Annotated in this window: 26 protein-coding genes; 15 read left to right on the forward strand and 11 right to left on the reverse strand. The window is 70.0% G+C overall.

The features are described 5' to 3' along the window. The first annotated feature begins 22 nt into the window (after positions 1 to 22). Genes LH076_RS09260 through LH076_RS09280 form a run of 5 tightly spaced genes read left to right on the forward strand, consistent with a single transcriptional unit; the run spans position 23 to position 5,567 of the window. Positions 23 to 1,543 carry a FadD3 family acyl-CoA ligase gene (locus LH076_RS09260; protein WP_265333810.1) on the forward strand — a complete coding sequence of 507 codons (1,521 nt, stop codon included), beginning with the start codon at positions 23 to 25 and terminating at the stop codon, positions 1,541 to 1,543. Continuing rightward, on the forward strand, positions 1,540 to 2,394 hold the full coding sequence (locus LH076_RS09265; RefSeq protein ID WP_227780405.1) for an enoyl-CoA hydratase: 855 nt from the start codon (positions 1,540 to 1,542) through the stop codon (positions 2,392 to 2,394). The genes LH076_RS09260 and LH076_RS09265 overlap by 4 nt, the downstream gene beginning before the upstream one ends. Further along, positions 2,384 to 3,553 carry an acyl-CoA dehydrogenase family protein gene (locus LH076_RS09270; protein ID WP_227780406.1) on the forward strand — a complete coding sequence of 390 codons (1,170 nt, stop codon included), beginning with the start codon at positions 2,384 to 2,386 and terminating at the stop codon, positions 3,551 to 3,553. The genes LH076_RS09265 and LH076_RS09270 overlap by 11 nt, the downstream gene beginning before the upstream one ends. Next, the gene (locus LH076_RS09275; RefSeq protein ID WP_227780407.1) at positions 3,553 to 4,527 is read left to right on the forward strand and encodes an acyl-CoA dehydrogenase family protein; all 975 of its coding nucleotides are present in this window, start codon (positions 3,553 to 3,555) and stop codon (positions 4,525 to 4,527) included. The genes LH076_RS09270 and LH076_RS09275 overlap by 1 nt, the downstream gene beginning before the upstream one ends. 5 nt (positions 4,528 to 4,532) lie before the next feature. After that, on the forward strand, positions 4,533 to 5,567 hold the full coding sequence (locus LH076_RS09280; RefSeq protein WP_227783615.1) for an acyl-CoA dehydrogenase family protein: 1,035 nt from the start codon (positions 4,533 to 4,535) through the stop codon (positions 5,565 to 5,567). On the opposite strand, the gene LH076_RS09285 is transcribed toward LH076_RS09280, so the two are convergent. From LH076_RS09285 to hsaA, 4 genes are read right to left on the reverse strand one after another with little or no spacing between them, the layout of a single operon-like run. Next, positions 5,549 to 6,151: a flavin reductase family protein gene (locus LH076_RS09285; protein WP_227780408.1), complete on the reverse strand. Its 603-nt coding sequence runs from the start codon at positions 6,149 to 6,151 to the stop codon at positions 5,549 to 5,551. The two genes, LH076_RS09280 and LH076_RS09285, sit on opposite strands and share 19 nt — an antisense overlap. Before the next feature lie 15 nt (positions 6,152 to 6,166). After that, positions 6,167 to 7,060: an iron-dependent extradiol dioxygenase HsaC gene (hsaC, locus tag LH076_RS09290; protein ID WP_321573694.1), complete on the reverse strand. Its 894-nt coding sequence runs from the start codon at positions 7,058 to 7,060 to the stop codon at positions 6,167 to 6,169. Positions 7,061 to 7,063: 3 nt separating this feature from the next. After that, on the reverse strand, positions 7,064 to 7,951 hold the full coding sequence (hsaD, locus tag LH076_RS09295; RefSeq protein ID WP_227780409.1) for a 4,5:9,10-diseco-3-hydroxy-5,9,17-trioxoandrosta-1(10),2-diene-4-oate hydrolase: 888 nt from the start codon (positions 7,949 to 7,951) through the stop codon (positions 7,064 to 7,066). Next, positions 7,951 to 9,123 carry a 3-hydroxy-9,10-secoandrosta-1,3,5(10)-triene-9,17-dione monooxygenase oxygenase subunit gene (hsaA, locus tag LH076_RS09300; protein ID WP_227780410.1) on the reverse strand — a complete coding sequence of 391 codons (1,173 nt, stop codon included), beginning with the start codon at positions 9,121 to 9,123 and terminating at the stop codon, positions 7,951 to 7,953. The genes hsaD and hsaA overlap by 1 nt, the downstream gene beginning before the upstream one ends. Positions 9,124 to 9,170: 47 nt before the next feature. Between hsaA and kstD the strand changes: the two genes are divergently transcribed. Genes kstD through LH076_RS09315 form a run of 3 tightly spaced genes read left to right on the forward strand, consistent with a single transcriptional unit; the run spans position 9,171 to position 13,221 of the window. Then, a complete protein-coding gene (kstD, locus tag LH076_RS09305) occupies positions 9,171 to 10,829 on the forward strand; it encodes a 3-oxosteroid 1-dehydrogenase (protein WP_227780411.1) in 1,659 nt (552 codons plus the stop codon). Next, the gene (locus tag LH076_RS09310; RefSeq protein WP_227780412.1) at positions 10,829 to 11,731 is read left to right on the forward strand and encodes a MaoC/PaaZ C-terminal domain-containing protein; all 903 of its coding nucleotides are present in this window, start codon (positions 10,829 to 10,831) and stop codon (positions 11,729 to 11,731) included. The genes kstD and LH076_RS09310 overlap by 1 nt, the downstream gene beginning before the upstream one ends. Continuing rightward, positions 11,728 to 13,221: an FAD-binding protein gene (locus LH076_RS09315; RefSeq protein ID WP_227780413.1), complete on the forward strand. Its 1,494-nt coding sequence runs from the start codon at positions 11,728 to 11,730 to the stop codon at positions 13,219 to 13,221. The genes LH076_RS09310 and LH076_RS09315 overlap by 4 nt, the downstream gene beginning before the upstream one ends. Before the next feature lie 84 nt (positions 13,222 to 13,305). Here LH076_RS09315 and LH076_RS09320 read toward each other — a convergent pair whose 3' ends face one another. Next, a complete protein-coding gene (locus LH076_RS09320) occupies positions 13,306 to 14,325 on the reverse strand; it encodes a nitronate monooxygenase (RefSeq protein WP_227780414.1) in 1,020 nt (339 codons plus the stop codon). A 47-nt stretch (positions 14,326 to 14,372) separates the two neighbouring features. Here LH076_RS09320 and LH076_RS09325 point away from each other — a divergent pair, with 47 nt between their 5' ends. The 5 genes from LH076_RS09325 (at position 14,373) to LH076_RS09345 (ending at position 16,951) form a co-directional block, all read left to right on the forward strand. After that, positions 14,373 to 14,849, forward strand: a complete 477-nt coding sequence (locus LH076_RS09325; RefSeq protein WP_227780415.1) for a cupin domain-containing protein — start codon at positions 14,373 to 14,375, stop codon at positions 14,847 to 14,849. 81 nt (positions 14,850 to 14,930) lie between these two features. Beyond that, the gene (locus LH076_RS09330; RefSeq protein WP_227780416.1) at positions 14,931 to 15,131 is read left to right on the forward strand and encodes an HNH endonuclease signature motif containing protein; all 201 of its coding nucleotides are present in this window, start codon (positions 14,931 to 14,933) and stop codon (positions 15,129 to 15,131) included. Positions 15,132 to 15,150: 19 nt separating this feature from the next. Then, a complete protein-coding gene (gene arfB / locus LH076_RS09335; protein WP_227780417.1) occupies positions 15,151 to 15,606 on the forward strand; it encodes an alternative ribosome rescue aminoacyl-tRNA hydrolase ArfB in 456 nt (151 codons plus the stop codon). Between the two features lie 37 nt (positions 15,607 to 15,643). Next, on the forward strand, positions 15,644 to 16,075 hold the full coding sequence (locus tag LH076_RS09340; protein WP_227780418.1) for a DUF1810 domain-containing protein: 432 nt from the start codon (positions 15,644 to 15,646) through the stop codon (positions 16,073 to 16,075). 9 nt (positions 16,076 to 16,084) lie between these two features. Beyond that, entirely contained in the window at positions 16,085 to 16,951 is an 867-nt protein-coding gene (locus tag LH076_RS09345; protein ID WP_227780419.1) for an alpha/beta fold hydrolase, read from the forward strand. 12 nt (positions 16,952 to 16,963) lie between these two features. Here LH076_RS09345 and LH076_RS09350 read toward each other — a convergent pair whose 3' ends face one another. Genes LH076_RS09350 through LH076_RS09370 form a run of 5 tightly spaced genes read right to left on the reverse strand, consistent with a single transcriptional unit; the run spans position 16,964 to position 21,165 of the window. Then, positions 16,964 to 18,142 (reverse strand): lipid-transfer protein, encoded by a 1,179-nt coding sequence (locus tag LH076_RS09350; RefSeq protein ID WP_227780420.1) that lies wholly within the window; start codon positions 18,140 to 18,142, stop codon positions 16,964 to 16,966. Then, entirely contained in the window at positions 18,139 to 18,528 is a 390-nt protein-coding gene (locus tag LH076_RS09355; RefSeq protein ID WP_321573695.1) for a MaoC family dehydratase, read from the reverse strand. The genes LH076_RS09350 and LH076_RS09355 overlap by 4 nt, the downstream gene beginning before the upstream one ends. Next, the gene (locus LH076_RS09360) at positions 18,525 to 18,920 is read right to left on the reverse strand and encodes a Zn-ribbon domain-containing OB-fold protein (protein ID WP_227780421.1); all 396 of its coding nucleotides are present in this window, start codon (positions 18,918 to 18,920) and stop codon (positions 18,525 to 18,527) included. The genes LH076_RS09355 and LH076_RS09360 overlap by 4 nt, the downstream gene beginning before the upstream one ends. Next, positions 18,917 to 19,420, reverse strand: a complete 504-nt coding sequence (locus tag LH076_RS09365; protein WP_227780422.1) for an FAS1-like dehydratase domain-containing protein — start codon at positions 19,418 to 19,420, stop codon at positions 18,917 to 18,919. Before LH076_RS09365 ends, LH076_RS09360 begins: the two co-directional genes overlap by 4 nt. Then, on the reverse strand, positions 19,417 to 21,165 hold the full coding sequence (locus LH076_RS09370; protein ID WP_227780423.1) for an acyl-CoA dehydrogenase family protein: 1,749 nt from the start codon (positions 21,163 to 21,165) through the stop codon (positions 19,417 to 19,419). Before LH076_RS09370 ends, LH076_RS09365 begins: the two co-directional genes overlap by 4 nt. 53 nt (positions 21,166 to 21,218) lie before the next feature. On the opposite strand from LH076_RS09370, the gene LH076_RS09375 reads away from it, so the two are divergent. Next, the gene (locus LH076_RS09375) at positions 21,219 to 22,127 is read left to right on the forward strand and encodes an alpha/beta fold hydrolase (protein ID WP_227780424.1); all 909 of its coding nucleotides are present in this window, start codon (positions 21,219 to 21,221) and stop codon (positions 22,125 to 22,127) included. Here the strand turns inward: LH076_RS09375 and LH076_RS09380 are convergent. Continuing rightward, a complete protein-coding gene (locus LH076_RS09380) occupies positions 22,120 to 23,520 on the reverse strand; it encodes a WS/DGAT/MGAT family O-acyltransferase (RefSeq protein ID WP_227780425.1) in 1,401 nt (466 codons plus the stop codon). The two genes, LH076_RS09375 and LH076_RS09380, sit on opposite strands and share 8 nt — an antisense overlap. Positions 23,521 to 23,590: 70 nt before the next feature. Here LH076_RS09380 and LH076_RS09385 point away from each other — a divergent pair, with 70 nt between their 5' ends. Further along, positions 23,591 to 24,790 (forward strand): alpha/beta hydrolase, encoded by a 1,200-nt coding sequence (locus tag LH076_RS09385; protein ID WP_227780426.1) that lies wholly within the window; start codon positions 23,591 to 23,593, stop codon positions 24,788 to 24,790.

A 24,790-nucleotide genomic window follows, 5' to 3' on the forward strand; every position in this document is an offset into this window, starting at 1 on the left:
GTTTCGCGCTAGCGTGACCCCTGTGACTCTGCCGACCGACGGGACGCACACCATCCCGGCCGCACTCGAGGCCGCCGCCCAGCGATTCGGCTCGAGGCCCGCGTACGTCGAGGGTGGTATCACCACGACGTACGCCGATCTTCTCGCCCGCGTCCGCGAGGCTGCGCGCCGCTATGTCGCCCTCGGCGTCGAGCCCGGCGACCGGATCGCGCTGTGGGCGCCCAACAGCGTCGACTGGGTCGTCGCCGGCCTCGGCATCTCGTACGCCGGCGGGACGCTCGTGCCGATCAACAGCCGCTACACGGGGCACGAGGCGGCCGATCTCGTCAGTCGCTCCGCCGCGCGCGTGGTGGTCGTCGACGACGGCTTCCTCGGCCGCACCCAGGCGGCCGACCTGGAGGCGGCCGGCGTGAGCGCCAGGATCGTCACCCTCCACGAGTCCGACACCCACCTCGCGCTCTGCAGCGTCGACGCGACGCACGTCGCCGTGGACGTCGTGATCGACCGTGCCGACGCCGTGACGCCGGACGACGTCGCCGACATCCTCTTCACCTCCGGCACCACCGGCCGACCGAAGGGCGCCATGACCGCCCACCGTCAGACGGTCGGCGTCGCGCGCGTGTGGGGTGAGCTCGGCGGCGTGACGGAGTCCGACCGCTACCTGGTCGTGAACCCGTTCTTCCACTCGTTCGGCTACAAGGTCGGCATCGTCACCGCGCTGCTCACGGGCGCGACGCTCTACCCGGTGGCGGCCTTCGACGTCGATGCGGTGATGACCCTGATCGAGGACGAGCGGATCACCGTCCTTCCGGGTGCGCCGACGATCTACCAGTCCCTGTTGACCGCGCCGGGCCGCGACAAGCACGACCTGTCGTCCCTCCGCCTGGCCGTCACCGGTGCCGCCGTCGTCCCGGTGGTGCTCATCGAGCGGATGCGCGCCTCGCCCGACGAGGGCGGCCTGGGCATCGACACCGTCGTCACCGCCTTCGGCATGACCGAGGCCGTCGTGGTGTCCATGGCCCGCGACGGCGACCCGGCCGAGCTCGTCGCCTCCACCTGCGGGCGGGCGATCCCGGGCATGGAGGTCATGCTCGGCACGGGTGACGAGCTGTTGGTCCGCGGCGAGTTCGTGATGCTCGGCTACCTCGACGACCCGGCCGCCACGGCCGAGGCCATCGACGCCGACGGCTGGCTCCACACCGGCGACATCGCGACCCTCGACGCGGACGGGAACCTCCGGATCACCGACCGGCTCAAGGACATGTACATCTGCGGTGGCTTCAACGTCTACCCCGCTGAGGTCGAGCAGGTCCTCATGCGCATGCCCGGCGTGAGTGACGTCGCCGTCGTCGGCGTACCTGACGAGCGGATGGGCGAAGTGGGCAAGGCGTACGTCGTCGGGTCGGCGTCACCCGACGATCTGGTCGCCTACGCCAAGGAGCACCTCGCCAACTTCAAGGTGCCGCGCTTTGTGGAGCTGGTCGAAGCCCTGCCGCGCAACCCCTCCGGAAAAGTGCTCAAGACCGAATTGAGGCAGGCATGAGCGAGGTCGTGACCTACGAGGTCGTCGACGGTGTCGCGTGGGTGCGGCTCAACCGCCCGGAGTACCGAAACGCCCAGAACTCCGCGATGACCTACGCCCTCGACGCCGCCTTCACCCGGGCCGTCGACGACGCCGAGGTGAAGGTCATCGTCCTCGCCGGCAACGGCGACCACTTCAGCGCCGGGCACGACATCGGGACCCCCGGACGCGACGTCGACGTCGAGTTCGAGCGCAAGGCCGTGATGTGGTGGACACACGTCGACCGCGAGGGCGCCGACCTGCGCTTCGCCCGTGAGTCCGAGGTCTACCTCGGCATGTGCCGGCGGTGGCGGGAGATCCCCAAGCCCGTCATCGCGATGGTGCACGGCGCCTGCATCGCCGGCGGACTGATGCTGGCCTGGTCGTGTGACTTCATCGTCGCGAGCGAGGACGCGTTCTTCTCCGATCCCGTGGTGCGGATGGGGATCCCCGGGGTGGAGTACTTCGCCCACCCATGGGTGACCAATCCCCGCGCCGCGAAGGAGCTGCTCTTCACGGGCGACCGGTTCGGCGCCGTACGCGCGCACGAGCTCGGCATGGTCAACCACGTCGTACCGCGCGAGGAGCTCGAGGACTTCGTGTCGGCCATGGCGCAGCGGATCGCCGCGATGCCACAGTTCGGGCTGGCCCTGACGAAGCGCGCGGTCAACCAGGCCGAGGACCTGATGGGAATGCGCTCAGGCATGGACTCGGTCTTCGGACTCCACCACGTCGCCCACGCCCACAATGCGGAGGTCTCGACGGACTCACTCGGCGGACTCGACGCGAAGTCGATGGCCGCACAGAACAAGGCGGCCGCAGATGGATCTTGAGCTCTCCCCCTCCGAGCAGGCCTTCCGCGAGGAGGTCCGGGCCTGGCTCGCCGACCACGTCCCGACGACGCCGCTGCCGTCGATGGACACCGCCGCCGGCTTCGCCGCCCACCAGGAGTGGGAGGCGCTCCTCGCCGCCGAACGCCTCTCCGTGGTGTCGTGGCCCGAGGAGTACGGCGGGCGCGGGGCGTCCTTGGTCGAGTGGGTGCTCTTCGAGGAGGAGTACTACCGCGCCGGCGCACCCGGCCGGGTCTCACAGAACGGCATCTTCCTGCTCGCGCCGATCATCTTCGACCACGGCACACAGGAGCAGCAGGACCGGTTCCTGCCCGCCATGGCCCGCGGCGAGGTGATCTGGGCGCAGGGCTGGTCCGAGCCGGAGGCCGGCTCCGACCTCGCGTCGCTGCGCTCGACCGCGCGACGGGACGAGGAGCGTGGCGGCTGGGTGCTCAACGGACAGAAGACCTGGTCGTCCCGTGCGGCCTACGCCCACTGGGGATTCGGGCTCTTCCGGTCGGATCCCTCGTCCACGCGCCACCACGGACTCACGTACTTCCTCTACCCCCTCGACGCGCCCGGACTGACGGTCCGCCCGATCGCCCAGCTCGACGGCGAGGCCGGCTTCGCCGAGCTCTTCTTCGACGACGTCTTCGTCCCCGACTCCGATGTGCTCGGTGCCCCCGGCGACGGCTGGCGAGTCGCCATGTCGACAGCCGGCAACGAGCGCGGGCTGTCGCTGCGCTCGCCCGGCCGCTTCTGCGCCGCGGCTGACCGGCTCGTCGACCTGTCCGCCTCGGTTTCGAGGCTCGCTGACGCTCGCACCTCAACCAGCGGCGGAGCGCTCGCCGACCGGGTCGCCGACGCGTGGATCCGAGCCGAGGCCTACCGGCTCTACACCTGGGGCACGGTCACGGCCCTTGCCAGCGGTGGTGACGTGGGCGCGAACGGCAGCGTCAACAAGGTCTTCTGGTCCACGCTCGACCTCGACCTCCACCAGACCGCCCTCGACCTCCTGGGGCCGGCGGCGGAGCTGGAGTCGGCGTGGAGCGACGGCTACCTCTTCTCCCTCGCCGGCCCGATCTACGCGGGCACCAACGAGGTCCAGCACAACATCATCGCCGAGCGGATCCTCGGCCTGCCGAGAGAGGTGCGTGGCTGATGCGCTTCACCCTGACCTCCGAACAGCGGGCCTTCCGTGAGGCGCTCGACGACCTGCTCGGCGCCGCCGACACCCCGGCTGCTGCGCGGGCGTGGGCAGACGGCGATCCCCAGCCCGGCCTGGGGATCTGGAAGCAGCTTGCCGACCTCGGCCTCAACGGGCTCCTCGTCACCGAGGAGGACGGGGGGGTCGGCGGGAGCCACGTCGACCTGGCCGTCGCCCATGAGGCGCTCGGCTTCCACGGCGCGGTCGGCCCCTCCCTCGAGGTCGCCTTCCTCGCGTGCCTCCTCGACGGCGAGCGGGCCGCGGCCCTCGCCGAGGGGACGGTCGCGACCGTCGCGCATGACCCGGTGACGCCGTGGGCGCTCGACGCCGATGTGGCGTCCGTGGTCTATGCGACGACCGTGGACGGCCTGCATGTCGCGAACGTCGGTCACCAGCACGCCAGTATCGACACCACCCGCCGGCTCTTCGACGTCGACGCGCATGACGGCCCGATCGTCACCGCCGAGGACCTCGACGCCGCACTCGACGTCGCAGCGCTCGCATGTGCGGCCCAGCTGCTCGGAGCCGGCGAACGAGTCCTCACCGACGCGGTCGCGTATGCGAAACAGCGGTCGCAGTTCGGCCGGCCGATCGGAAGCTTCCAGGCACTGAAGCACCAGTTGGCCGACGTACGGATCGCGCTGGACTTCGCCCGGCCTCTGGTCTTCGGGGCGGCCCTGGCCATTGATGACGACAGCCGCACCGCATCCCGGAGCGTGAGCGCCGCGAAGGCCTACGCCAACCATGCCTCCCTCCTCGCCGCTCGCACGGCGCTGCAGGTCCATGGCGCGGTCGGCTATACCCGCGAGCTCGACCTGTCGCTGTGGCTGCTCCGGATCCAGGCACTCCAGTCCGCCTGGGGCACGACGGCCTGGCATCGCGAGCGTGTCCTCGACAGCCTGTGCGCCGGCCCCACGAGCGCGTCGTGACCGCCATGGAGCTCACTCCGGAGCAGGAGGCGCTGCGGTCGACCGTGCAGGCACTGCTCGAGAAGCGGTCCGACAGTGCGGCGGTCCGCGCCGCACTGGGCTCGCCCTCCGGCTACGACCTCGACCTCTGGGAGCGTCTCGTCGAGCTCGGAGCTGCGGCGATGGTCGTCCCTGAGGAGTACGACGGCGTCGGTGCCACCCTCGTCGAGGCCGGTCTCGTCCTCGAGCAGCTCGGCCACTCGCTCGCGCCCTCGCCCCTGCTCGAGTCCCTCGTGGCCACCTCCGCGCTGGCGGCTGTGGGAGGCGACGTCGCCGCCGACCTCCTTCCGCGCCTCGCCGCGGGCGAACTCGTCACCCTCCACCGAACGGGCCCTCACTCACCGCCGAATGGGGCCTTTCCTGCCACCGAATCAGGGGTTTCCTGCGTCGACGGCCGGCTGACCGGCACCACGCTCCTGCCGTACGCCGACCGGGCGGCCGCCCTGCTCATCGCGACCGAGTCGGAGGCCGGGCCGATGGTCTGTCAGGTCGACCCTGCCGACGTACGCGCCGAGCATGCCCCGACGCTGGACCAGACCCTCCACCTGGCGACGGTGACGCTCGACGAGGCTCCGGCCAGGGTGATCGCCGAGGGCGTGTCCGCGACGGCGGCGGTCGAGGCCGCGCGACAGGCCGAGCTTGTCGGCATCGCGGCCCTCGCGACCGGCGCCGCCCAACGCGCCCTCGACATGACCGTCGGCTATGCCAAGGAGCGCACCCAGTTCGGCCGACCGATCGGCTCCTTCCAGGCGCTCAAGCACCGGATGGCCGACATGCTCGTCCTCGTCGAGACCTCACGCAGCGCCAGCTGGGCGGCGGCCCGTGGCCTGATGGACGCGGGCGACGCGGCGATCTACTGCACCGACGCCCTGAGCGATATCGCCGCGGAGACGATCCAGCTCCACGGAGGCATCGCGATCACCTGGGAGCACGACGCCCACCTGATCTTCAAGCGGGCCCACGCACTCCGTCAGCTCGTGCGTCAGCCCAGCGAGCGGTAGGCCGAGCGGTAGAAGACGAGCGGCTCCTCGGCCTCGCCGACGGTGAGCGCGTCGACGGCTCCGAGCACGACGAAGTGGTCGCCGGCCTCGTGGACGGCATGGACGCGGCAGTCGATCCAAGCCAGTGCGCCACCCAGGTGCGGGTCACCAAGAGGTGAGGGCGACCACGGGACGCCGGCGAACTTGTCCCCGCCTGAGCGGGCGAACTGGTTGGAGAGCTCCTCCTGCCCGGCGGCGAGCAGGTTGACCGTGAAGTGGCCGGCACGACGGATCAACGGCCAGGCGTGGGACGTCTTGGCCGGCACGATCAGGACGAGCGGCGGCTCCAGGGAGACCGAGGTGAAGGACTGCAGGGTCATGCCGATCGGCCCGTCGGGACCCTCGGCGGTCACGATGGTGACACCCGAGGCGAACCGCCCCAGCACGCCGCGGAACTCCCGCGCGGCCTCGACCTCCTCCGGCGTCGGAGCATGCACGCCGTCCCCGAGCGGGGAGAAGTCGAAGTTGCCGAGGAAGTCCTCGATCAGCCCCGTGGGAGGCCACGTCGACGCTGCATCGGGCGACATGCCGTCAGGGATCTCCACGTCTCGCAACATAGCTCAGCCGCTGAACTCGTGACCCCAGTAGGAGACGGCGGTCGACTCCCGCGCCACCCAGCGCCCGTCGTCGACCGTGAGGCCGTCGGTGCCGAACTCGATGTCGAAGCCACCGGGCGACTTCACGTAGAACGAGACCATCTCGTCGTTCATGTGACGCCCCAGCGTCGCGGCCAGCGGCACGCCGTTCTTCTGCACCCGCTCCAGGGCACGGCCGACGTCGTCGAGCTCGGTGACCTCGAGCATGACGTGGACACACTTCGACGGACGCGGCATCGGCAGGAAGGCGAGCGAGTGGTGACGCGGGTTGACCCCGAGGAACCGCAGCCACACTTTGGATCCCGGCTCCTTGCCGACGAACTCGCCGGGCATCGACATCGAGTCGCGCAGTCGGAAGCCGAGCGTGTCGCGGTAGAACCGCAGCGCCTCGACATCGTCGGTCACCGGGAGCACCACGTGGCCCATGCCCTGGTCCCCGGTCACGAAGGTCGAGCCGTACGGCGTCACCGCAGGGAATCGCTCGTAGCTGATGCCGTGGAAGAGCTCGAAGACGTTCTCGAACGGGTCGGAGAAGCGGATCAGCTCCTGCACACGGCGCTCGGCGAGCTCGTCGGCGGTGCCTTCGGAGAAGTCGACGCCGGCCTTCGTGAGATGTTCGCGTGCGGCCTGCAGCGCCTCGTGGTCGGCGAGCTCCCAGCCGGTGCACTCCACCTCGTCCGCAGCTCCCGGCACGATCACGAGGCGCGCCGAGACCTCGTCGATCCGGTAGTAGAGGTGCTCGGGCGAGGGGCCGCGGCCCTTCATCAGACCCAGCACCTTCTCGGCGAACCGTGACCAGGCAGGCAGGTCCGTGGCGGTCACCCGCAGGTAGCCCATGGACTTGATATCAATCGTCACTGGTCATGACCTTTCGCGCTCGCGATGCCGGGCCAGGAAGGCGGTCGTCAGCTCGGCGAACTCCTCAGCCGCCTCGATCTGCGCCCAGTGGCCACAGTTGGGGAAGACATGGAGCTGCGCCTTCCGGATCTGCTTGAGGGCCACGAGGGCCCCGTCCAGGGGATTGACGCGGTCCTCCCGTCCCCACGTCAGAAGGGTGTGGTGCCGGATCGCCGACACCTCACGCCACAGCTGGCCGTCCTCGGCCCACTCCGGGTTGTAGAAGGAGGCGCCCATCGAACGCATGGCCTCCAGCGAGCCGGGCGCGGTGGCGTCGGCGAAGCGTGCCTCCACCAGCTCGTCGGTCACGAGCGACTGGTTGACGACCATGGTCGAGATGAACGCCCGCAGCGCCTCGCGCGACGGGTTCATCGAGAAGTCCATCAGGCGTTGGACGCCCTCGGTCGGGTCGGCATGGAAGAGGTTGAGCGAGAGTCCGCCCGGACCCATGAGGACCAGCCGGCCGACACGGTCCGGGTACTCGAGGGCGAACCGGGTCGCCGTACCGCCTCCCAGGGAGTTGCCGAGGAGGTGGATCCGCTCGATGCCGAGCTCGTCGAGGAAGCGGACGAGGTAGTCGGCGGAGAAGCGGAAGTAGTTGGCTGTGACGGCCGGCTTGTCCGAGCCGCCGAAACCGGGCTGGTCGACCAGCAGGGTGCGGAGCGACGAGGCGAAGCGGGGCAGGGCGGGGCCGAAGTTCGACCACGCGCTCGCACCCGGACCGCCGCCGTGCAGCATCACCAGCGGCAGGCCCCCGCCGACGAGTGATTCACCGCCCTCAGGCGACGCCTCGTAGTAGTTGAGTGTCAGATCGCCCGCCTTCGCAGAGCGACGCACAGACTCCTGGTCCATCAGTACATCCCCGGGTCGACCTTGTGCCCGAACTCCGAGGCACCGAACATCTGCAGCGCGCGCTCGGGGTCGTTGGCGGCGTGCACCCGACCGGCGTGAGCGTCACGCCAGGCCCGCTGGAGATAGGTCCCTGTGGCGAGAGCGCGGCCACCGGAGGCCTCGAAGAGCGCATCGATCGCGTCGATCGCCCGCTGGGTGCCGAGCACCTGGTCGCGCCGCACCTTGAGCCGCAGCGGGATCGGGATCTTCTCCCCCTTCGCCACCAGCGCCTGCTCCTCGCGGATGTTGGAGATCAGCAGGGCCCAGGCGGCGTCGATCTCCGAGGAGGCACGGGCGATCCGTACGGCGGCGAAGGGGTCGAGTGAGGCCTTCTCGCCGATGTAGGAGGCACGCACGCGCTTCTGCTGCATCTCGACGTGCTCGGCGTAGGCGCCGGTCGCCATGCCGATGATGGGCGTCGAGATCGTCGTCGTGAAGAGCGAGTGGAAGGGCAGCTTGTAGAGGTCACTGTCGTTGACCGCCTGACCCGGGCCGTAGCAGCGACCGGTGTCCCCCATCGACAGCGTGAACGCCTCGGGCACGAACGTCTCGGAGACCACGATGTCGTTGGAGCCGGTGCCCGAGAGGCCGACGACGTTCCAGACGTCGACGATCTCGTACTGGTCGCGCGGCAGCAGGAAGGTGCGGAAGTCGACCACCTGGCCCTCGGCGTTGTAGACGAGCCCGCCGAGCAGCACCCACTGGGCATGCGCGCACCCCGAGGAGAAGGACCAGCGGCCGGAGAGCGTGAAGCCACCGTCCGCCAGCACGGCCTTCCCGGTCGGGGCGTACGACGACGAGGCCCGCGTCGTCGGGTCATTGCCCCACACCGCCTCCTGGGCCGCATCGTCGAAGAGCGCGATCTGCCACGGATGCACGCCGAGCACCGACGAGATCCACCCGGTCGACCCGCACGCACTCGCGATCGCACGGACCGCGGTGTAGAAGTCCACGGGGTCGGCCTCGAGCCCGCCGTAGCGCTTCGGCTGCAACAGCGAGAAGAAGCCGGTCTCCTCGAGCTCCTTGACCGACGAGTCGGGCACCGCCCGTAGCCGCTCCGTCTCGTCGGCGCGCTCCCGGAAGGCTGGAAGCAGGTCACGCACGCCGTCGAGGACCGTTGATGTCTCCGTCATAGCTCAACACTAGAACACGTTCTACTTTTTGTGCTAGAACTTCTTTCGTGGAATCCACCTACGACGTGATCGTCGTCGGCGCCGGCGGTGCCGGCATGACGGCCGCCCTCGCCGCGAAGACCAAGCACGGCCTCGAGACCGTGGTGATCGAGAAGTCGTCGTACTTCGGCGGCTCCACCTCCCGCTCCGGCGGCGGCGTGTGGATCCCCGGGAACTACGCGCTCAAGGCCGCCGGCCAGGTCGAGCCGGGCGACGCCGACGCGGCCAAGCTCTACCTCGAGTCGATCGTCGGCGACGTCGTGCCGAGAGAGCGCCGCGACACCTACGTCGACCGCGGCCCCGAGGTGCTCGAATTCCTCCGAGCGGCGACACCGGTCCGGTTGAAGTGGGTCCCCGACTACGCCGACTATCACCCCGAGGCACCCGGCGGACGGCTCAAGGGCCGCTCCGTGGAGCCCGTCCCCACCGACGCGCGGATCATCGGCGACGAACTGAAGCGGCTCCACCCGCCGTACGCCAAGGCCCCGGCGAACATGGTCGTCACCCAGGCGGACTTCCGGAAGATGGCGACCGGCTTCCGCACGATCAAGGGCCCGCTCACGATGGTCCGGGTCGGCCTCCGGAAGGTCATCTCCACGCTGCTCGGCCGGAGGCTCTTCGGGATGGGGGCCGCGCTGGCGATCAGCCTGCGCAAGGGCCTGATGGACGCCCAGGTCCCCGTCCTCTACGAGCACGAGCTCACCGACCTGATCGTCGAGGGCGGCCGCGTCGTCGGCATCCGGGTCAGCACGCCCGACGGCCCGAAGGAGCTCCGCGCACGCAAGGGCGTGATCCTCGGCAGCGGCGGCTTCGAGCACAACCAGGAGCTGCGCGACAAGTGGCAGCCGGCCCCGCAGAACGTCGACTGGTCGACCGGCGCACCGTCGAACACCGGCGCGGGCATCCTCGCCGGCATCGCCGCCGGTGCCGCCACCGACCTGCTCGACGAGGCCTGGTGGGGACCCACGATCATGCTGCCCGGGCGCTCGTGGTTCCTGCTCTCGGAGCGCAACCTGCCCGGTTCGTTCATCGTCAACGCCGAGGGCCGCCGCTTCATGAACGAGGCACTCCCCTACGTCGAGGCGGTCCACGAGATCCAGAAGGGCCAGGCCAGCGGGGTCGAGCACGTGCCCAGCTGGATGATCTTCGACCAGACCTACCGCAGCCGCTACATCTTCGCCGGCCTCTCCGGCCAGCAGCCCATCCCCGGCCGTTGGTTCAAGGAGGAGTTCGTCGTGAAGTCGGAATCGATCGAGGGCCTGGCGGAGAGGATCGGTGTCCCGGCGGAGAACCTCGCCGCGACCGTCGAGCGGTTCAACGGCTTCGCCCGGACCGGCGACGACGAGGACTTCCATCGCGGTGTCTCGGGCTACGACCACTACTACTCCGACCCGACGGTCAAGCCGAACTGCTCGCTCGCGCCGCTGGACAAGGCACCCTTCTACGCCGTGAAGATCCTGCCCGGCGACCTCGGCACCAAGGGCGGTCTCGTCACCGATGCCCACGCGCGGGTGCTGCGACCCGACGGGTCGGTGATCGAGGGCCTCTGGGCCGCCGGCAACGTCTCGTCGGCGGTGATGGGACGGACGTACGCCGGCCCCGGAGCGACCATCGGCCCGGCCATGGTCTTCGGGTACCTCGCTGCAGAAGACCTTGCGAGCGCCTGATGCCGATCGACGCAGAGAAGGCCCGCGGCGCCCAACTCCCCGACCAGCCGCTGGCGTGGGGCCCCGACGACGTGATGCTCTACCACCTCGGGATCGGGGCCGGACAGCGTCCGTCCGATCTCACCGACGCGGCGGCGCTGCGTTACACGCTCGACTACCCGGACGCCGACAACCTCCAGGTGCTGCCCTCCTTCGGGATCGTCGCACCGATGCTGGCCTCGACCGAGCCGCCGACGCTGGACCTCCCCGGCTGCGACATCGACCTGGCCCAGGTGCTGCACGGCTCCCAGGCGATCCGCGTGCGCCGACCCCTCCCTCCCCGCGGCACCGGAGTGCTTCGCACCCGGATCAGCGAGGTGTGGGACAAGGGCAAGGCCGCCGTCATCGTGCAGGAGGCCACGGCGGTCTCCGAGACGGGCGAGGAGATGTGGACCGCCACCTCGTCGATCTTCGTCCGCGGCGAGGGTGGTTGGGGCGGCGAGCGCGGCCCCTCGACCGCCGTGCCGGTGCCCGAGCGCGCACCTGATCGCGTGGTCGACTTCGCGACCTCCCCCGCGCAGGCCCTGCTCTACCGCCTCTCCGGTGACCGCAATCCGCTGCACGCCGATCCCGGATTCGCAGCGGGGGCTGGCTTCCCGGCGCCGATCCTGCACGGCCTCTGCTCCTGGGGCATCGTGCTGCGCGAGGTCACCGACGCACTGCTCGACTCCGACGCCTCGCGCGTCGCGGGATACTCGGCGCGCTTCGCCGGCGTCGTGTTCCCGGGTGAGACCATCCGGATCCAGATGTGGGACGACACGGACCGTGTCGTCGTACGCGCGGCCATCGCGGCCCCCGCGACACCGGAGCGGGACGGCTCGCCCGTCCTGGCCGACTGCGAAGTCCAGAAAGCTGAGTCATGAGTACTGAGATTCCAGAGGTGATCGACGCCGCCACCGTTCCCGGCTGGCCGGCCAGTGTCGAGAGCGTCGACGTCCTCGTGGTCGGCTTCGGCATCGCCGGTGGCAGCGCTGCCCTCGAGGCGGCCCGCGCGGGTGCACGCGTCGTGCTGCTCGAGCGCGCCGCGACACCGGGCGGCACGACGGCGATGGCGGGCGGCCACTTCTACCTCGGCGGCGGCACCGCCGTGCAGCAGGCGTGCGGGATCGAGGACTCGGCCGAGGAGATGGAGAAGTACCTCCTCGCCATCGCTGCCGACGGCCTGCCCACCGGGACCGACGTGGACCCCGAGACCGCGGCGAAGATCCACGCCTACTGCACCGACTCCGTCGAGCACTTCGACTGGGTGGAGTCGCTGGGCATCACCTTCGAGCGCAGCTTCTTCCCCGGCAAGGCCGTCATCCAGCCCGGCACCGAGGGCGTCATGTTCACCGGCAACGAGAAGGTGTACCCCTTCCGCGACGTCGCCAAGCCGGCCCCGCGCGGACACAAGGTGCCCAAGCCCGGCGATACCGGCGGCGCCGTCATGGTGATCGAGGCACTCGCCGACCAGTTGGAGCAGACGAACGCCGAGATCCGCTACGAGACGGGTGCCTCGAACCTCGTCGTGGAGGACGGCCGCGTCGTCGGCGTCGCGTGGCGTCGGTTCGACGAGCGCGGTTACCTCCGCGCCCGGTCGGTGATCATCACGGCCGGCGGTTTCGTCGGCAACGCGGAGATGGTCGCCGAGCACGTCCCGCTGCTGGGCTCCGGGAAGCTCTTCCCGCTCGCGTCGACGTACGACGACGGCCTGGGCCTGCGGCTCGGGAAGTCGGTCGGCGCGGAGTGGCGCGGGATGGACAAGGGGTTCCAGACGGCGCCGTTCTACCCGCCGTCGATCCTGATGACCGGGATCATCGTCAACAAGCGCGGGCGGCGCTTCGCACCCGAGGACTCCTACCACTCCCGGATGTCGGCCTTCGTGCTCGAACAGGACGATTCCGAGGCCTACCTGATCGTGGACTCCGAGCACATCGAGATGCCGTCGATGCCGCTCACCCCGTTCCTCGACGGGTACGACACCGTCGAGGAGATGGCCGACGGGATCGGCGTCCCGTTCGATGCGCTCGAGCAGACGCTCAACGACTACAACAAGCACGCGGCGGCCGGCGAGGACCCCGAGTTTCACAAGTACCACGACTGGATCGCCCCGCAGGACAAGGCGCCGTGGGGTGTCATCGACCTGCGCCTCGGCAAGGCCATGTACGCCGGGTTCACCATGGGCGGCATGCGCGTCGACCTCGACGGACGGGTGCAGCGTGCTGACGGCTCGGTGATCGAGGGCCTGTACGCCGGCGGCGCCTGTGCCGTGAACATCGCCCAGGACGCCAAGGGGTACTGCTCGGGCATGCAGCTCGGCGAGGGTAGCTACTTCGGCCGCCGCGCCGGCAAGCACGCCGCCGGCGCACGCTGACGGAGCGCCTGCTGCGTTGCACACCGGTCGGCGGCCGCTTCGCTCCAAGGCCGCCTTCCCGGTGGCGCCTTGCAGTCGCACGCGTCAGCGCACTCCGGCCGACAACTCTTGGATGATCTCCGCCGCGGGCTTGGCCTGGGCGGCGCGGAAGCCGGTGCCGGCCCAGAGGTGGAGGCGATCGGCGTCGCCCTTCTCAGCTGCGGCGGCGCGGATCCTGCGCGTCAGGTGGTGGATCTCGGGGTAGCCCGTCGGGGCCTGCCAGTCGTGACGGTCGATGAAGCCGTTGAAGAGGGCGCGGGCGGGCCGTCCCGTGAAGGCGCGGGTCAGGACGGTGTGCTGGAAACGCGGGTCGGTGAGCGCCTCGCGGTGCGTCGCTGAGGCGCCGGACTCGTCGGAGCGGAGCAGCAGCGTGCCGACGGTGACCGTCTCTGCGCCCGCCTCAATGAGCTCCGCCACTCGATCGGGCCCGTCCACACCCCCGGCGGCCGCGATCGGCAGGTCGACCGCAGCGCGCACCTTGCCGATCAGGTCGACGAGGTCCACGTCCTCGATCTCGCGGAGCGGGTCGAACGTCGCGCTGTGTCCGCCCGCCTCGGGACCCTGGACGATGAGGGCGTCCATGCCGGTGCGCGCGGCGAGCTTGGCCTCCGGCACGGTGGTCACGGTCGCCACCAGTCGGGTGCCGACGTCATGGAGCGAGGCGATCTCCGCGTCGGTCGGGAGACCGAAGGTGAACGACACCCACGGCACCGGGTTGCTCAGGAGGAGACCGAGCTTGGCGTGCCAGTCGTCGGCGTCCCAGTGGGGTTCGGTGTCGAGCTCGACGCCGAGCGCCTCGGCCTCGGGGGTGATCACCTGCCGATAGGAATCGAAGGCCGCCGGCGCCAACCGGGCACGCCGTGGCACGAAGAGGTTCACGCCCGGCTGGTGGCCCTCGACCTGCGCCTCCTTCAGGCGGATGTCGAACTCGTCGGCGCTCAGATAGCCCGCCGGGACGAACGCGAAGGCACCGGCGCCCATGACCGCCCGCACCAGCTCCGACGTCGTCCCTCCCCCTGCCATCGGGGCAGCAACCAACGGGAGTTCAACGTCGAACAGCGTCACCCTTCGACAGTAGCCAGATTCTTGAACGTCCATACACACTGAAATGCATGACGATCAAGGACATCGGCCCTGACCCGCAGAGCTTCGACATCGAGACGGAGACGCTCGACAACACGACCTACCGCACTGTCGCCTGGTCCGGGAAGTACCTCCAGGTCACCCTGATGTCGATCCCTCCGGGAGACGACATCGGCCTCGAAGCGCACCCGGAGACCGACCAGTTCCTGCGCATCGACGGCGGCAAGGGCCGCGTGCAGATGGGGCCTGCCAAGGAAGACCTCTCCTTCGAGAAGGAGGTCGAGGACGGCTGGGCGATCATGGTGCCCGCCGGCACGTGGCACAACGTCACCAACATCGGCGACGAGCCGCTGCAGCTCTACACCGTCTACGCGCCCGTCCACCACGCTCCCGGCCTCGTCCAGGCCACCGCCGAGGACGCCGAGAAGGACGAGGAGTCCGGCAAGGACGAGCCGCCGGCGTGGTCGGTCCAGCCCGACGAGACTCCGGAGGACAAGCACGCCTGAGCCCTGCATCCAAAGGGACCACCGGCTCCGGCGCCGACGGCGAAACCCCAACGATATAAGGCGATTCCCTCACCTGGAGCCTTGGTCTGTCAGGCCGAAGGCTGCGACAAGCCCGCCTCCTGGGCCGAGGTCCACCACCTCGACCCCTGGTCGAAGGGCGGCAAGACGGACCTCAATCGGATGGCCCTGCTCTGCCGCCCCGACCACAGGCGCATCCACTCAGCCGACTACCTGCACGAGCGCCTCCCCGACGGAACAATTCGGTTCAGTCGGCGGACCTGAGGGCGCTACCGTCGACGTCATGAACCAACCGGGTCGAGATCTCCAGATCCCCGCAGGACCCGGGCTTCCGAACGGCGCCACGATCGCGGCGGCCGAGCTCGTCGAGCGGTTCTCCCGCTCCCCCGGCCCCGGCGGCCAGTCGGTCAACACCACGGACACGCGCGTCGAGCTGCTCTTCGCGCCAGAGACGAGCGTGGCGTTCACGCCTGCCCAGCGCTCCCGCATCCTCCGTAACCTGGCCGGCTCGCTGAGCCAGGGGCAGATCTCGATCGTGGCTTCCGAACACCGATCCCAGCTCCGCAACCGTGTCGCTGCCCGTGAGCGCCTCATCGACGTCCTGCGCAAGGCAGTCGCCCCACCCCCGCCGCCGCGGCGCCCGACCAGGCCGAGCCGCGCCTCCCAGCGGCGTCGTGTCGAGGCTAAGAAGCTCGCCGGCCGCACGAAGGCCCTCCGCGGTCGCGTCCGCGACGAGTAGCCGAGGACAGATGGACCTGCGACCTATGGTCGAAGGCATGAGTGAGGACGTCTACCAACTGGAGCGCTTCGTCGAGGCGCAGGCGAACGGTGTCTACGAGCGTGCCTTGGAGGAGCTGCGCGCTGGACAGAAGACGACCCACTGGATGTGGTTCGTCTTTCCCCAGGTCGACGGGCTGGGGTCGTCGCCGACTGCGAAGAAGTTTGCGATCCGATCGCTCGCGGAGGCACGCGCGTACCTGGACCACCCGGTGCTCGGACCGCGTCTGATCCAAGCTGCGGACGCGGTCCTCTCCCATCCCGAGCGGAGCGCCCACGAGATCATGGGCTCGCCCGACGACATGAAGCTGCGGTCCTCGATGACGCTCTTCGCTGTCGCCGCTCCGTCAGAGGCAGCGTTCCAGCGCGTGCTCAACACCTTCTTCGCCGGCGAACGCGACGATCGGACCGTCCAACTGCTGGGCGAGTGAGCGCGGCGCATGTTCGACGGTTTCTCCCTCGAGCGTGTGGAGCTCGATGACGTGACCCTGCGGGTGCGGCATGGCGGGGCGGGCACTCCGGTGGTGCTGTTGCATGGGCACCCACGCACCCACACCACGTGGCATGCGGTCGCACCGCTGCTGAGCGCGGATCACGTGGTCGTCTGCCCCGACCTTCGCGGCTACGGACAGTCGACCGTGCCGCCCGATGCGCCTGACCATGCGCAGTCCAGCAAACGCGCCATGGCGGCCGATGTCACCGCTCTGATGTCCCTACTGGGACATGACCGTTTCGCTGTCGTCGGCCACGACCGAGGCGCCCTCGTTGCGTTCCGCACAGCGATGGACCATCCCGAACGGGTGACTCACCTCGTCGTCATGGACGGACTGCCCGTCATCGAGCACCTCGAGCGGACCGACGCCCGGTTCGCGCAGGCGTGGTGGCACTGGTGGTTCCTCGGCCAGGTCGACAAGCCCGCCGAACGTGTCATCAACGCCGACCCCGATGCTTGGTACCGAACACCACCGCCCGAGGTCATGGGCGCCGGCAACCACGCCGACGTCTGGGCGGCCCTCCGCGACCCTCACGTCGTTCACGCCATGTGCGAGGACTATCGCGCCGGCCTGGGGATCGACCGGGACCACGATGAGGCCGACCGCGACGCAGGACGCCGGATCGCCTGCCCGACGCTGCTGCTCGAGTCGGCGCAGGACGACCTGGACATCCAGGGTGACCCCGCCGCGATCTGGGCGCCATGGCTCGAGCAGCCGATCACCCATCGTGTGATCGACTCGGGCCACCACCAGGCGGAGGAGGCACCCGAGCAGGTGGCCGATGCGCTGAGGGAGTTCCTGGCCGAGGCCTGACGAGAACAGGCCCTACGCCGAGAGGATCAGCCCCGAGGTCGGGACCCCAGTCCCCGCGGTGACCAGCACAGGCGAGCCGGACGCAGCGGCGACGACTTGGTTGACCGACGTACCGCGGACCTGGCGGACCGCTTCAGCGATGCCGTTCATGCCGTGGATGTAGGCCTCGCCGAGCTGGCCGCCGTGGGTATTAATCGGGAGGCGGCCGCCGATCTCGATCGCCCCGTCCGCGATGAACGACGGTGCCTCACCCCGCGCACAGAACCCGAGCTCCTCGAGCTGCATCAGCACGTACGGCGTGAAGTGGTCATAGAGCACAGCGGTCGCGACATCGTCAGGGACGAGCCCGGACTGCGACCAGAGCGATCGACCGACGACGGCCATCTCGGGGATCCCGATGTCGTCGCGGTAGTACGACGTCATCACGAACTGGTCGGCTCCCGATCCCTGCGCCGCACCGACGATGAGGGCGGGCACGTGCGGCAGGTCGCGAGCGCGCTCGGGCGTCGTGACCACGAGAGCCACGGCCCCGTCCGACTCCTGGCAGCAGTCGAGGAGGTGCAGCGGCTCCGCGATCCAGCGCGAGGCCTGGTGCTCCTCGAGCGTGATCGGCTTCCCGTAGAAGAAGGCCGCGGGGTTGGACGCCGCGTGGCGCCGATCGGCCACCGCCACGCGTCCGAAGTCCTCAGAGGTCGCACCGAAGTCGTGCATGTAGCGCCGCGCCTGCATCGCGACGGTGGCGGCCGGCGTACTCAGCCCGAAGGGGTAGGTCCAGGCGTTGTCGAGCCCGTTGGTGTTGACCTGCGTCGCGGCCCACGACTGGACCTGGCCGAAGCGCTGGCCCGAGCGCTCGTTGAAGCCGCGATAGGCGACGACCACGTCGGCGACACCGGTCGCGACCGCCATGGCGGCCTGCTGGATCGTGGCGCAGGCAGCGCCGCCGCCGTAGTTGATCCGGCTGAAGAAGCTCAAGTGAGGGATGCCGAGCTCACGGGCCACCGCGATCTCCGAGGAGTTGTCCATCGTGAACGTGACGAGCCCGTCGACGTCGCCGACCGAGAGTCCCGCGTCGGAGAGCGCTGCGCGCACGGCCTCGACCGAGAGTTGGAGCTCGGAGCGCCCCGACTCCTTGGAGAACTCCGTCGCCCCGATGCCGGCGATCGCGGCCTTGCCGCTGAGGGTCCTGCTCATGCGATCGCCACCTTCACAGCACCGGTCACATGCGAGCCGAGCGAGACGGCACCCGTGACGGCGATCGTCGCGACGCCGTCCTCGATCGACTCGACGGAGCCGGAGAACGTCAACGTGTCATAGGGATACGCCGGTGCTCCGAGACGGATGGCGATGCCCTTGATCTGTACGTCGGCCCCGACCCACTCGGTCACGAACCGCTCACACAGCGCGGTCGAGGTGAGGATGTTGACGAAGATGTCCTTCGAGCCGGCCCCCACCGCACGGTCGCGGTCGTGGTGCACGTCCTGGAAGTCCCGCGTCGCGAGCGCGGTCGACACGACCAAGGTGGGAGTGATCGGCAGCGACCACTCGGGCAGGACGTCGCCCACCTCCAGTGTCTTCACGGGACTCGCCTCCAGATGGGAAGCGTGAGCTCGTCGTCGATGACGTTCCACTCGACAGAGACCGGGTCACCGATGCGGAGGTCCGACACATCGCCCGTCATCTCCCCCACCATCCGGACGCCTTCGGGCAGGTCGATCAGCGCGATCGTCAACGGGAGCTCCTTTCCCGGAAGCTGCGGGGCATGGTGCACGACGTACGAGAAGACCGTGCCGGTGCCGGCAGCGATCACGTAGTCACGTGAGAACTCGCCGCAGGACGGGCAGGAGGGCCCCGGTGGGTGCCGCAGCGCCCCGCACGCGGCACAGGACTGGATGCGGAGCTCGCCCTTGCGGGCGCCCTCCCAGAAGAATTCGCTGTCCCGGTTGACGACCGGCCGCACCGGACCGGTCATCGGGCGGGCCTGAACTTGAGCACCCGGAAGAGCATCGTCGCCACCTTCTCGCTGCTCCCCTCAGGTGCGTCGACCCACCACGTGTTGCGCGAGGTCACGAAGTAGCCCTCGCCCATGCCGGTCGTCTTGGGACCGACGACGTCGACGAGTGCGGTGGTCACGCGGACCCGCTCGCCGACCCGCAGGTAGCGGATGTAGTCCTGCTCGCAGTTGGTGCCGAGGACGGCCGTGTAGCCCACGGAGGTCAGGAAGCCCATCATGGCGTGGAGCGGGTCGTCGTCGGCCGGACGGCCGCCGAGGCCGTACATGGTCCAGACCTGGGCCATCGACGGCGGCGCCTCGCCACCCTGGAACCGAGCCCGAGACGCCGAAGGGAAGTCCATCGCCTCGAGCCAGTCGTTGATCCGCGGCTGGTTGACCTCGTCGCGCGCGACCCGCTCGGCCGCCTCACCCCAGGCCTTGATCTCCTCGGCGCGCTCCATGACCGCGTCGTGGGTCATCGCGGCACCTTGGGCAGGCCGAGGCCGAACTGGGCGATCAGCTCGCGCTGCACCTCGTTGACGCCGCCGCCGAAGGTGAGGACGAGGTTCCGCTTGGCGGTGGCGGTCAGGAGCCGGATCAGCCACGCCGTCTCGGGATCGGCGGCGTCGCCGTACGTCTGCACGATGCCGAGGAGGTCGAGACCGAGTCGCTGCACCTCGACCGAGGCGAAGACCTTGCAGGCCGACGCGTCGGCCACCGAGGAGCCGCCCGAGATCGGTCGCGACGCGATCTCCCAGTTGAACAGCTCGTTGAGCCGGAAGGCCGTCGTCACCCGGGCGAGTACGTCGTGCACGCCGGGCTTCTCGAGGAGCGACCGCGCCTCGCACCAGTCGAAGACGAGGTCGCGCAGGCCCTCCAGCCGTCCGGCCGGGCCGAGCATGATCCGCTCGTGGTTGAGCTGCGTCGTGATCAGCTTCCAGCCCTCGCCGGGAGCACCCACCATCATCGATGCCGGGACCCGCACGTCGTTGAAGTAGGTCGCGTTGACGTGGTGCGAGCCGTCGATGGTGCGGATCGGCGTCCAGGAGAAGCCGGGGTCGCGGGTGTCGACGATGAAGATCGAGATGCCGCGATGCTTGGGCGCCTCCGGGTCGGTGCGCGCCGCGAGCCAGATGTAGTCGGCCGCATGGCCGCCGGTGGTCCACATCTTCTGGCCGTTGATGATCCAGTCGCCCGTGGCCGGATCGAGCCGTGCCGACGTACGCAGGGAGGCGAGGTCGGTGCCCGCCTCCGGCTCGGAGTAGCCGATCGCGAAGTGCACGTCGCCGGTGAGGATCCGCGGCAGGAAGAGCTCCTTCTGCTCGTCCGTGCCGAAGGCCTGCAACGTCGGGCCGACGGTCTGCAGCGTCACGGCAGGCAGGTGTACGTCGGCACGGGCCGCCTCGTTGGCGAAGATCGTCTGCTCCAGGGCCGAGCGGCCCTGTCCGCCGTACTCGATCGGCCAGCCGACGCCGAGCTGCCCGTCGGCGCCCATCTGCTTGATGATCCGGTGATACGCCGCGCCGTGCCGGTCGACCAGCAACTCCTCGCGGTCGGCGCGGGTGGCGAGCCCCGCGAAGTAGTCGCGGCAGTCGGCCTTGAACGATCGCACCTCCTCGGCCAGCTCCGGGTTCTTCGCCGACTCCCGCACCGGCACCGCGCCGAGCGATCCGATCACGCCCCCCAGCGCCGCGGCGACGTCGAGCGCGCCGGAGAAGTAGTCGCCGAGGGGGTACGTCTCGTCGACGCCCATGCCGCCGTGGAGGTGGTGGCAGGTCTGGAGCGCCGCGGGGACCCGGTCGCAGAACCAGTAGGCGGCGATGGCGGCGTCGTCGTCCGAGGCCGTCCCGGACGCGAGGTGCGCGGCCGCCAGCGAGGTGAGCCGGGAGACGACGTACACGTCGGCGATCTGCTGGGCGACCGCCTGGAACTCCGCGAGCCGGCGACCGAACTGGGACCGCTCCCCGATGTAGGTGGCCGTCAGTGAGAGTGCACCCGCCAGGAGGCCGGCGCCGATCGTGAGCCGTTCGACGGTCGACTCCGCCGGCAGCACGACGCCCCGACGTCCGGCTTCGTCGAGCACCACCAACCGCTGCTCGTCATCGAGGTCGCCCAGCCCTGCCTCGGCGAGGGCGCGCAGGCGGGCCTCGGGATCGGCGGAGCCGCGGGAGAAGGCCTCGGCCACCACCGAACGGATCGCACTCGTGGTCTCGTCGTCCAACACACTCGAACTGTAACGTGTTCTACTTTCGGTCGTCACTCCCCTAGGCTTCCGATGTGAGTCCACGTCCACCTCTGGCCGAGTGGGTACGTCGCCGTGCCCGGGTTCCCCAGGTGGCGATCCCCGAGGGCCGATGGCTCGAGCTTCCGCGCCGCGGTCGCACCTGGCTGACCGACATCCCGGGGCCGACTCCCGAGGCTCCCGCGGTGGTGCTGCTGCACGCGGTCGGGTGCACCGGGCTGCTCACCTGGTTCCCGGTCCTCGAGGCGCTGAGCGAGCACTACCGCGTCGTGACCTTCGACCAGCGCTGGCACGGTCGCGGGATCATGTCGGAGGCGTTCAGCCTCTACGACTGCGCCGACGACGTCGCGGCGGTGATCACCGAGCTGGGCCTCGAGCAGCCGATCGTCGCCGGCTATTCGATGGGCGGCGTGATCGCACAACGGACCTGGCGGCAGCATCCCGACCTGATCGGCGGCCTCGTCCTGTGTGCGACGACGCCGCACTTCCGCGTGACCGGGCCGGAGATGGGGTTCATGCAGGGCTTGGAGCTCGGCATGGGTGCGCTGCGCACCCTCAGTCGGAGCCGCACTGCACGGGCTGCGGGCCGACGTACGGCCTCCGCCCTCGACGTCGGTCCCACCGACACCGGCCAGTGGGCACTCGCCCAGTGGCGCAGCACGAGTCCGTGGGCCGTCGCGCAGGCCGTGGCCTCCTTGGGCCGCCACAACGCCAAGCCGTGGCTCGGCCGGATCGACGTCCCGACCGCCGTCGTCCTGACCGCCAAGGATCGGGTGATCCCGCCTGAGCGCCAACGCGACCTCGCCGCCCGCATCCCGGGCGCGACCGTCCACGAGGCGGACATGGGTCACGCCGGCTGCGTGATGCAGGCCGACCGCTTCGGTCCGGCGCTGCTCGAGGCGTTCGCCACCGTCAGCGCGCGCCGCCGCGACCGGGTCAGCTGACCCCGACCGCCTCAGCGAGCGCCGCGAGCTCCTTGCCGAAGTCCTCGGTGAGCTCCCACGGCTTCGGCATCGACTCGCGGCACGCGATCACGCCGACGTGGAGCTCGCCGTTGTTGCTCATCACGGTGATGTTGAGACCGGCACCGTGGAAGATCGGCCCGAAGGGGTAGAGCGCGTCGATCCGCGCCCCCATGAAGTAGAGCGGCACCGGCGGCCCGGGCACGTTGGAGATGACGAGGTTCTGGATCACCGGGCCACGGTCGGCCAGACGCATCGCCGTGACTGTCCGCACGGCGAGGCCGAAGGTGCGCGGCGCCGCGAACTCCGCCCAGTCCTGCAAGGTGTCAGCAGGGATGGCGTGGTGGTGCTCCTTGGCGTTGCGGTTGGCCTCGGTCAGCTCCTGCAGCCGCTCGAGCGGGTCGGCGATGTCGGTGCCGAGTCGCGTGAAGAGCGAGGAGATCTTGTTGCGACCGCCCTCGCGCTTCGAGGTCGCGTGCACCGAGACGGGCACGGCCGCGATCAGCGACGTCGCAGGGAGCTCGCCGCGATCGAGCAGGTAGCGACGCAGCGCCCCACCGCTGACGGCGAGCACGACGTCGTTGACCGTCGCTCCGGCCACGGCGTTCTTCACGGCCTTGACCTCGTCGAGCGACAGGTCGCCGAAGGCGACCGAGCGGTGCCCGGTGATGGTTCCGTTGAACGAGGTGCGCGGCGCCGTCAGCGGCGCCGCCATCGCGGTCCCGACGAGTGTGCGTCGCGCCGCCCCGGTCAGGATTCCGACGGTTGGCCGCACCATCCGCGCCAACTGCAGGGGCTTCCCGGCCGTCGCCGCGAGTCCGCGGACGAGCAGCTCCCGCGTCCCCGGGACGCGAGCCGTCGCAGGGATCTCCGGCAGCAGGTCGAGCAGCGGCGCGTCGGGCTCCAGGGAGCACAGGAAGGAGAGCGCGCTCGCGCCGTTGACGCCGTCGACGCTCGCGTGATGGATCTTGGAGAGCACCGCCACCTGGCCGCTGGCCAGCCCCTCGATCACCCACATCTGCCACAGCGGGCGGGCCCGGTCGAGGCCGAGGCCGGCGATGTGCCCGACGAGCTCACTGAGCTCCTCCTCGCCGCCGGGTGCCGGCAGGGCGAGCCGGTGGACGTGCCGGTCGATGTCGAAGTGGGTGTCCTCCACCCAGATCGGGTGGTCGAGGTCGAGCGGCACCCGCTTCACCTTCCGGGTGAACATCGGCACGTCGCGCACCCGGTGCCCGATCGCGTCGCGCAGCCTGCCGAACTCGTATCCGTCCGGCATCGTCGCCGGGTCGACCAGCAGCAGCCCGCAGACGTGCATCAGCTGCTCGGGTGACTCGAGGTAGAGGAAGCTGGCGTCGAGCCCGGTCAGTCGATCCACGGCCGCATCGTACGCGCGAAACTGCAACAAGTTTCAGCAATCGACCGGTGTGCGCCCTACGCTGGCGGGCGTGTCTCTCGCCTTCACCCTGCGTCATGGCGTCCTCGCCGCACTCGTCGCCAACTCGGTACGCCCGCTGCGCGGCGGCAGCGCCACCTTCGCGGCCGGCTGGCCGGTGTCGGAGCTCGCACCCCAGCTCCTGACGGCTGCTCTACTCGACACGGCCCAGGCCGCCGTACGACGTCGTGCCGGCGCTCCGGGGCTCGCACTGGCCAGCGCGGCGGCCGCCGGACTTGCCTGGAACATCGTGCAGGCCGAGCGCTCCCGCGGCGTGCTCGAGCGCGCCCTCGCCGAGACGCTCGGCGAGCCTGTCAGTCTGGGCCGCTCCGACCCACGCCGACTGGTGCGCCCCTTCAACTTCAAGGACGTCGCAGTCCGTCGGATCAAGGACGTCTCCTACGGCCCGGCCGGCAAGCGCAATCGCCTCGACGTCTACGTGCCCGCCGGCGACGTGCCGACCGGTGCTCCCGTGCTCGTCCAGATCCACGGCGGTGCGTGGACGATCGGCAACAAGGAGGAGCAGGGCCGGTTCCTGATGAACGCGATGGCGGCCCGCGGCTGGGTCTGTGTCGCGATCAACTATCGGCTCGCACCGCGCGACCGTTGGCCGGCGCAGATCGACGACGTCCACGCGGCGCTGGCCTGGGTCAAGGAGCACATCAGCGAGTACGGCGGCGACGCCTCGCACCTCGTCCTGACGGGCGGTTCGGCAGGCGGCCACCTGTCATCGCTGGCCGCCCTCACCTCGGCCGAGCGCGGTGTGCCGGTGGCCGGCTGCGTGCCCTTCTACGGCGTCTACGACATGGCCGGTGAGGACGAGGACCCCTACACCGTCGGTATGCGCGACCGGTTCCTGGCGCTGCGGGTCTTCGGTGAGACCGCCGTGGCCGACGACTACAAGGACGCCTCGCCGATCCACCGGATCAGCCCCGAGGCTCCGGACTTCTTCCTGCTGCACGGACGCAACGACAGCCTGGTCTCGGTGCGGCAGGCCCGCGCCTTCGCCGCCGCCCTGCGGAAGGTGTCGCAGCGGACGGTCACCTTCGCCGAGCTGCCCGGCGCCCAGCACGCGTTCGACGTCTTCGGCTCGATCCGCGCCCACCACGCCGTCGACGCGGTCGTGCGCTGGCTGGAGTGGCACCGCGACATCCGGGTGACCGCCCCGCGAGATCCGGGTAATCGCCCCGCGACGTCCGGGAATCTGCGCTAG

This window comes from Nocardioides sp. Kera G14 (assembly GCF_020715565.1).
In the GTDB taxonomy this organism is placed as follows: Bacteria; Actinomycetota; Actinomycetes; order Propionibacteriales; family Nocardioidaceae; genus Nocardioides.

Excerpts from the sequence above, each read along its gene's own strand:
- LH076_RS09350 (WP_227780420.1), bottom strand. The coding sequence starts at position 18,142 with ATGAGCAGGACCCTCAGCGGCAAGGCCGCGATCGCCGGCATCGGGGCG.
- LH076_RS09280 (WP_227783615.1), top strand. The coding sequence starts at position 4,533 with ATGGAGCTCACTCCGGAGCAGGAGGCGCTGCGGTCGACCGTGCAGGCA.
- LH076_RS09270 (WP_227780406.1), top strand. The coding sequence starts at position 2,384 with ATGGATCTTGAGCTCTCCCCCTCCGAGCAGGCCTTCCGCGAGGAGGTC.
- LH076_RS09325 (WP_227780415.1), top strand. The coding sequence starts at position 14,373 with ATGACGATCAAGGACATCGGCCCTGACCCGCAGAGCTTCGACATCGAG.
- hsaD (WP_227780409.1), bottom strand. The coding sequence starts at position 7,951 with ATGGACCAGGAGTCTGTGCGTCGCTCTGCGAAGGCGGGCGATCTGACA.
- LH076_RS09275 (WP_227780407.1), top strand. The coding sequence starts at position 3,553 with ATGCGCTTCACCCTGACCTCCGAACAGCGGGCCTTCCGTGAGGCGCTC.
- arfB (WP_227780417.1), top strand. The coding sequence starts at position 15,151 with ATGAACCAACCGGGTCGAGATCTCCAGATCCCCGCAGGACCCGGGCTT.
- LH076_RS09360 (WP_227780421.1), bottom strand. The coding sequence starts at position 18,920 with ATGACCGGTCCGGTGCGGCCGGTCGTCAACCGGGACAGCGAATTCTTC.
- LH076_RS09265 (WP_227780405.1), top strand. The coding sequence starts at position 1,540 with ATGAGCGAGGTCGTGACCTACGAGGTCGTCGACGGTGTCGCGTGGGTG.
- LH076_RS09315 (WP_227780413.1), top strand. The coding sequence starts at position 11,728 with ATGAGTACTGAGATTCCAGAGGTGATCGACGCCGCCACCGTTCCCGGC.
- hsaA (WP_227780410.1), bottom strand. The coding sequence starts at position 9,123 with ATGACGGAGACATCAACGGTCCTCGACGGCGTGCGTGACCTGCTTCCA.
- LH076_RS09340 (WP_227780418.1), top strand. The coding sequence starts at position 15,644 with ATGAGTGAGGACGTCTACCAACTGGAGCGCTTCGTCGAGGCGCAGGCG.
- LH076_RS09310 (WP_227780412.1), top strand. The coding sequence starts at position 10,829 with ATGCCGATCGACGCAGAGAAGGCCCGCGGCGCCCAACTCCCCGACCAG.
- LH076_RS09365 (WP_227780422.1), bottom strand. The coding sequence starts at position 19,420 with ATGACCCACGACGCGGTCATGGAGCGCGCCGAGGAGATCAAGGCCTGG.
- LH076_RS09345 (WP_227780419.1), top strand. The coding sequence starts at position 16,085 with ATGTTCGACGGTTTCTCCCTCGAGCGTGTGGAGCTCGATGACGTGACC.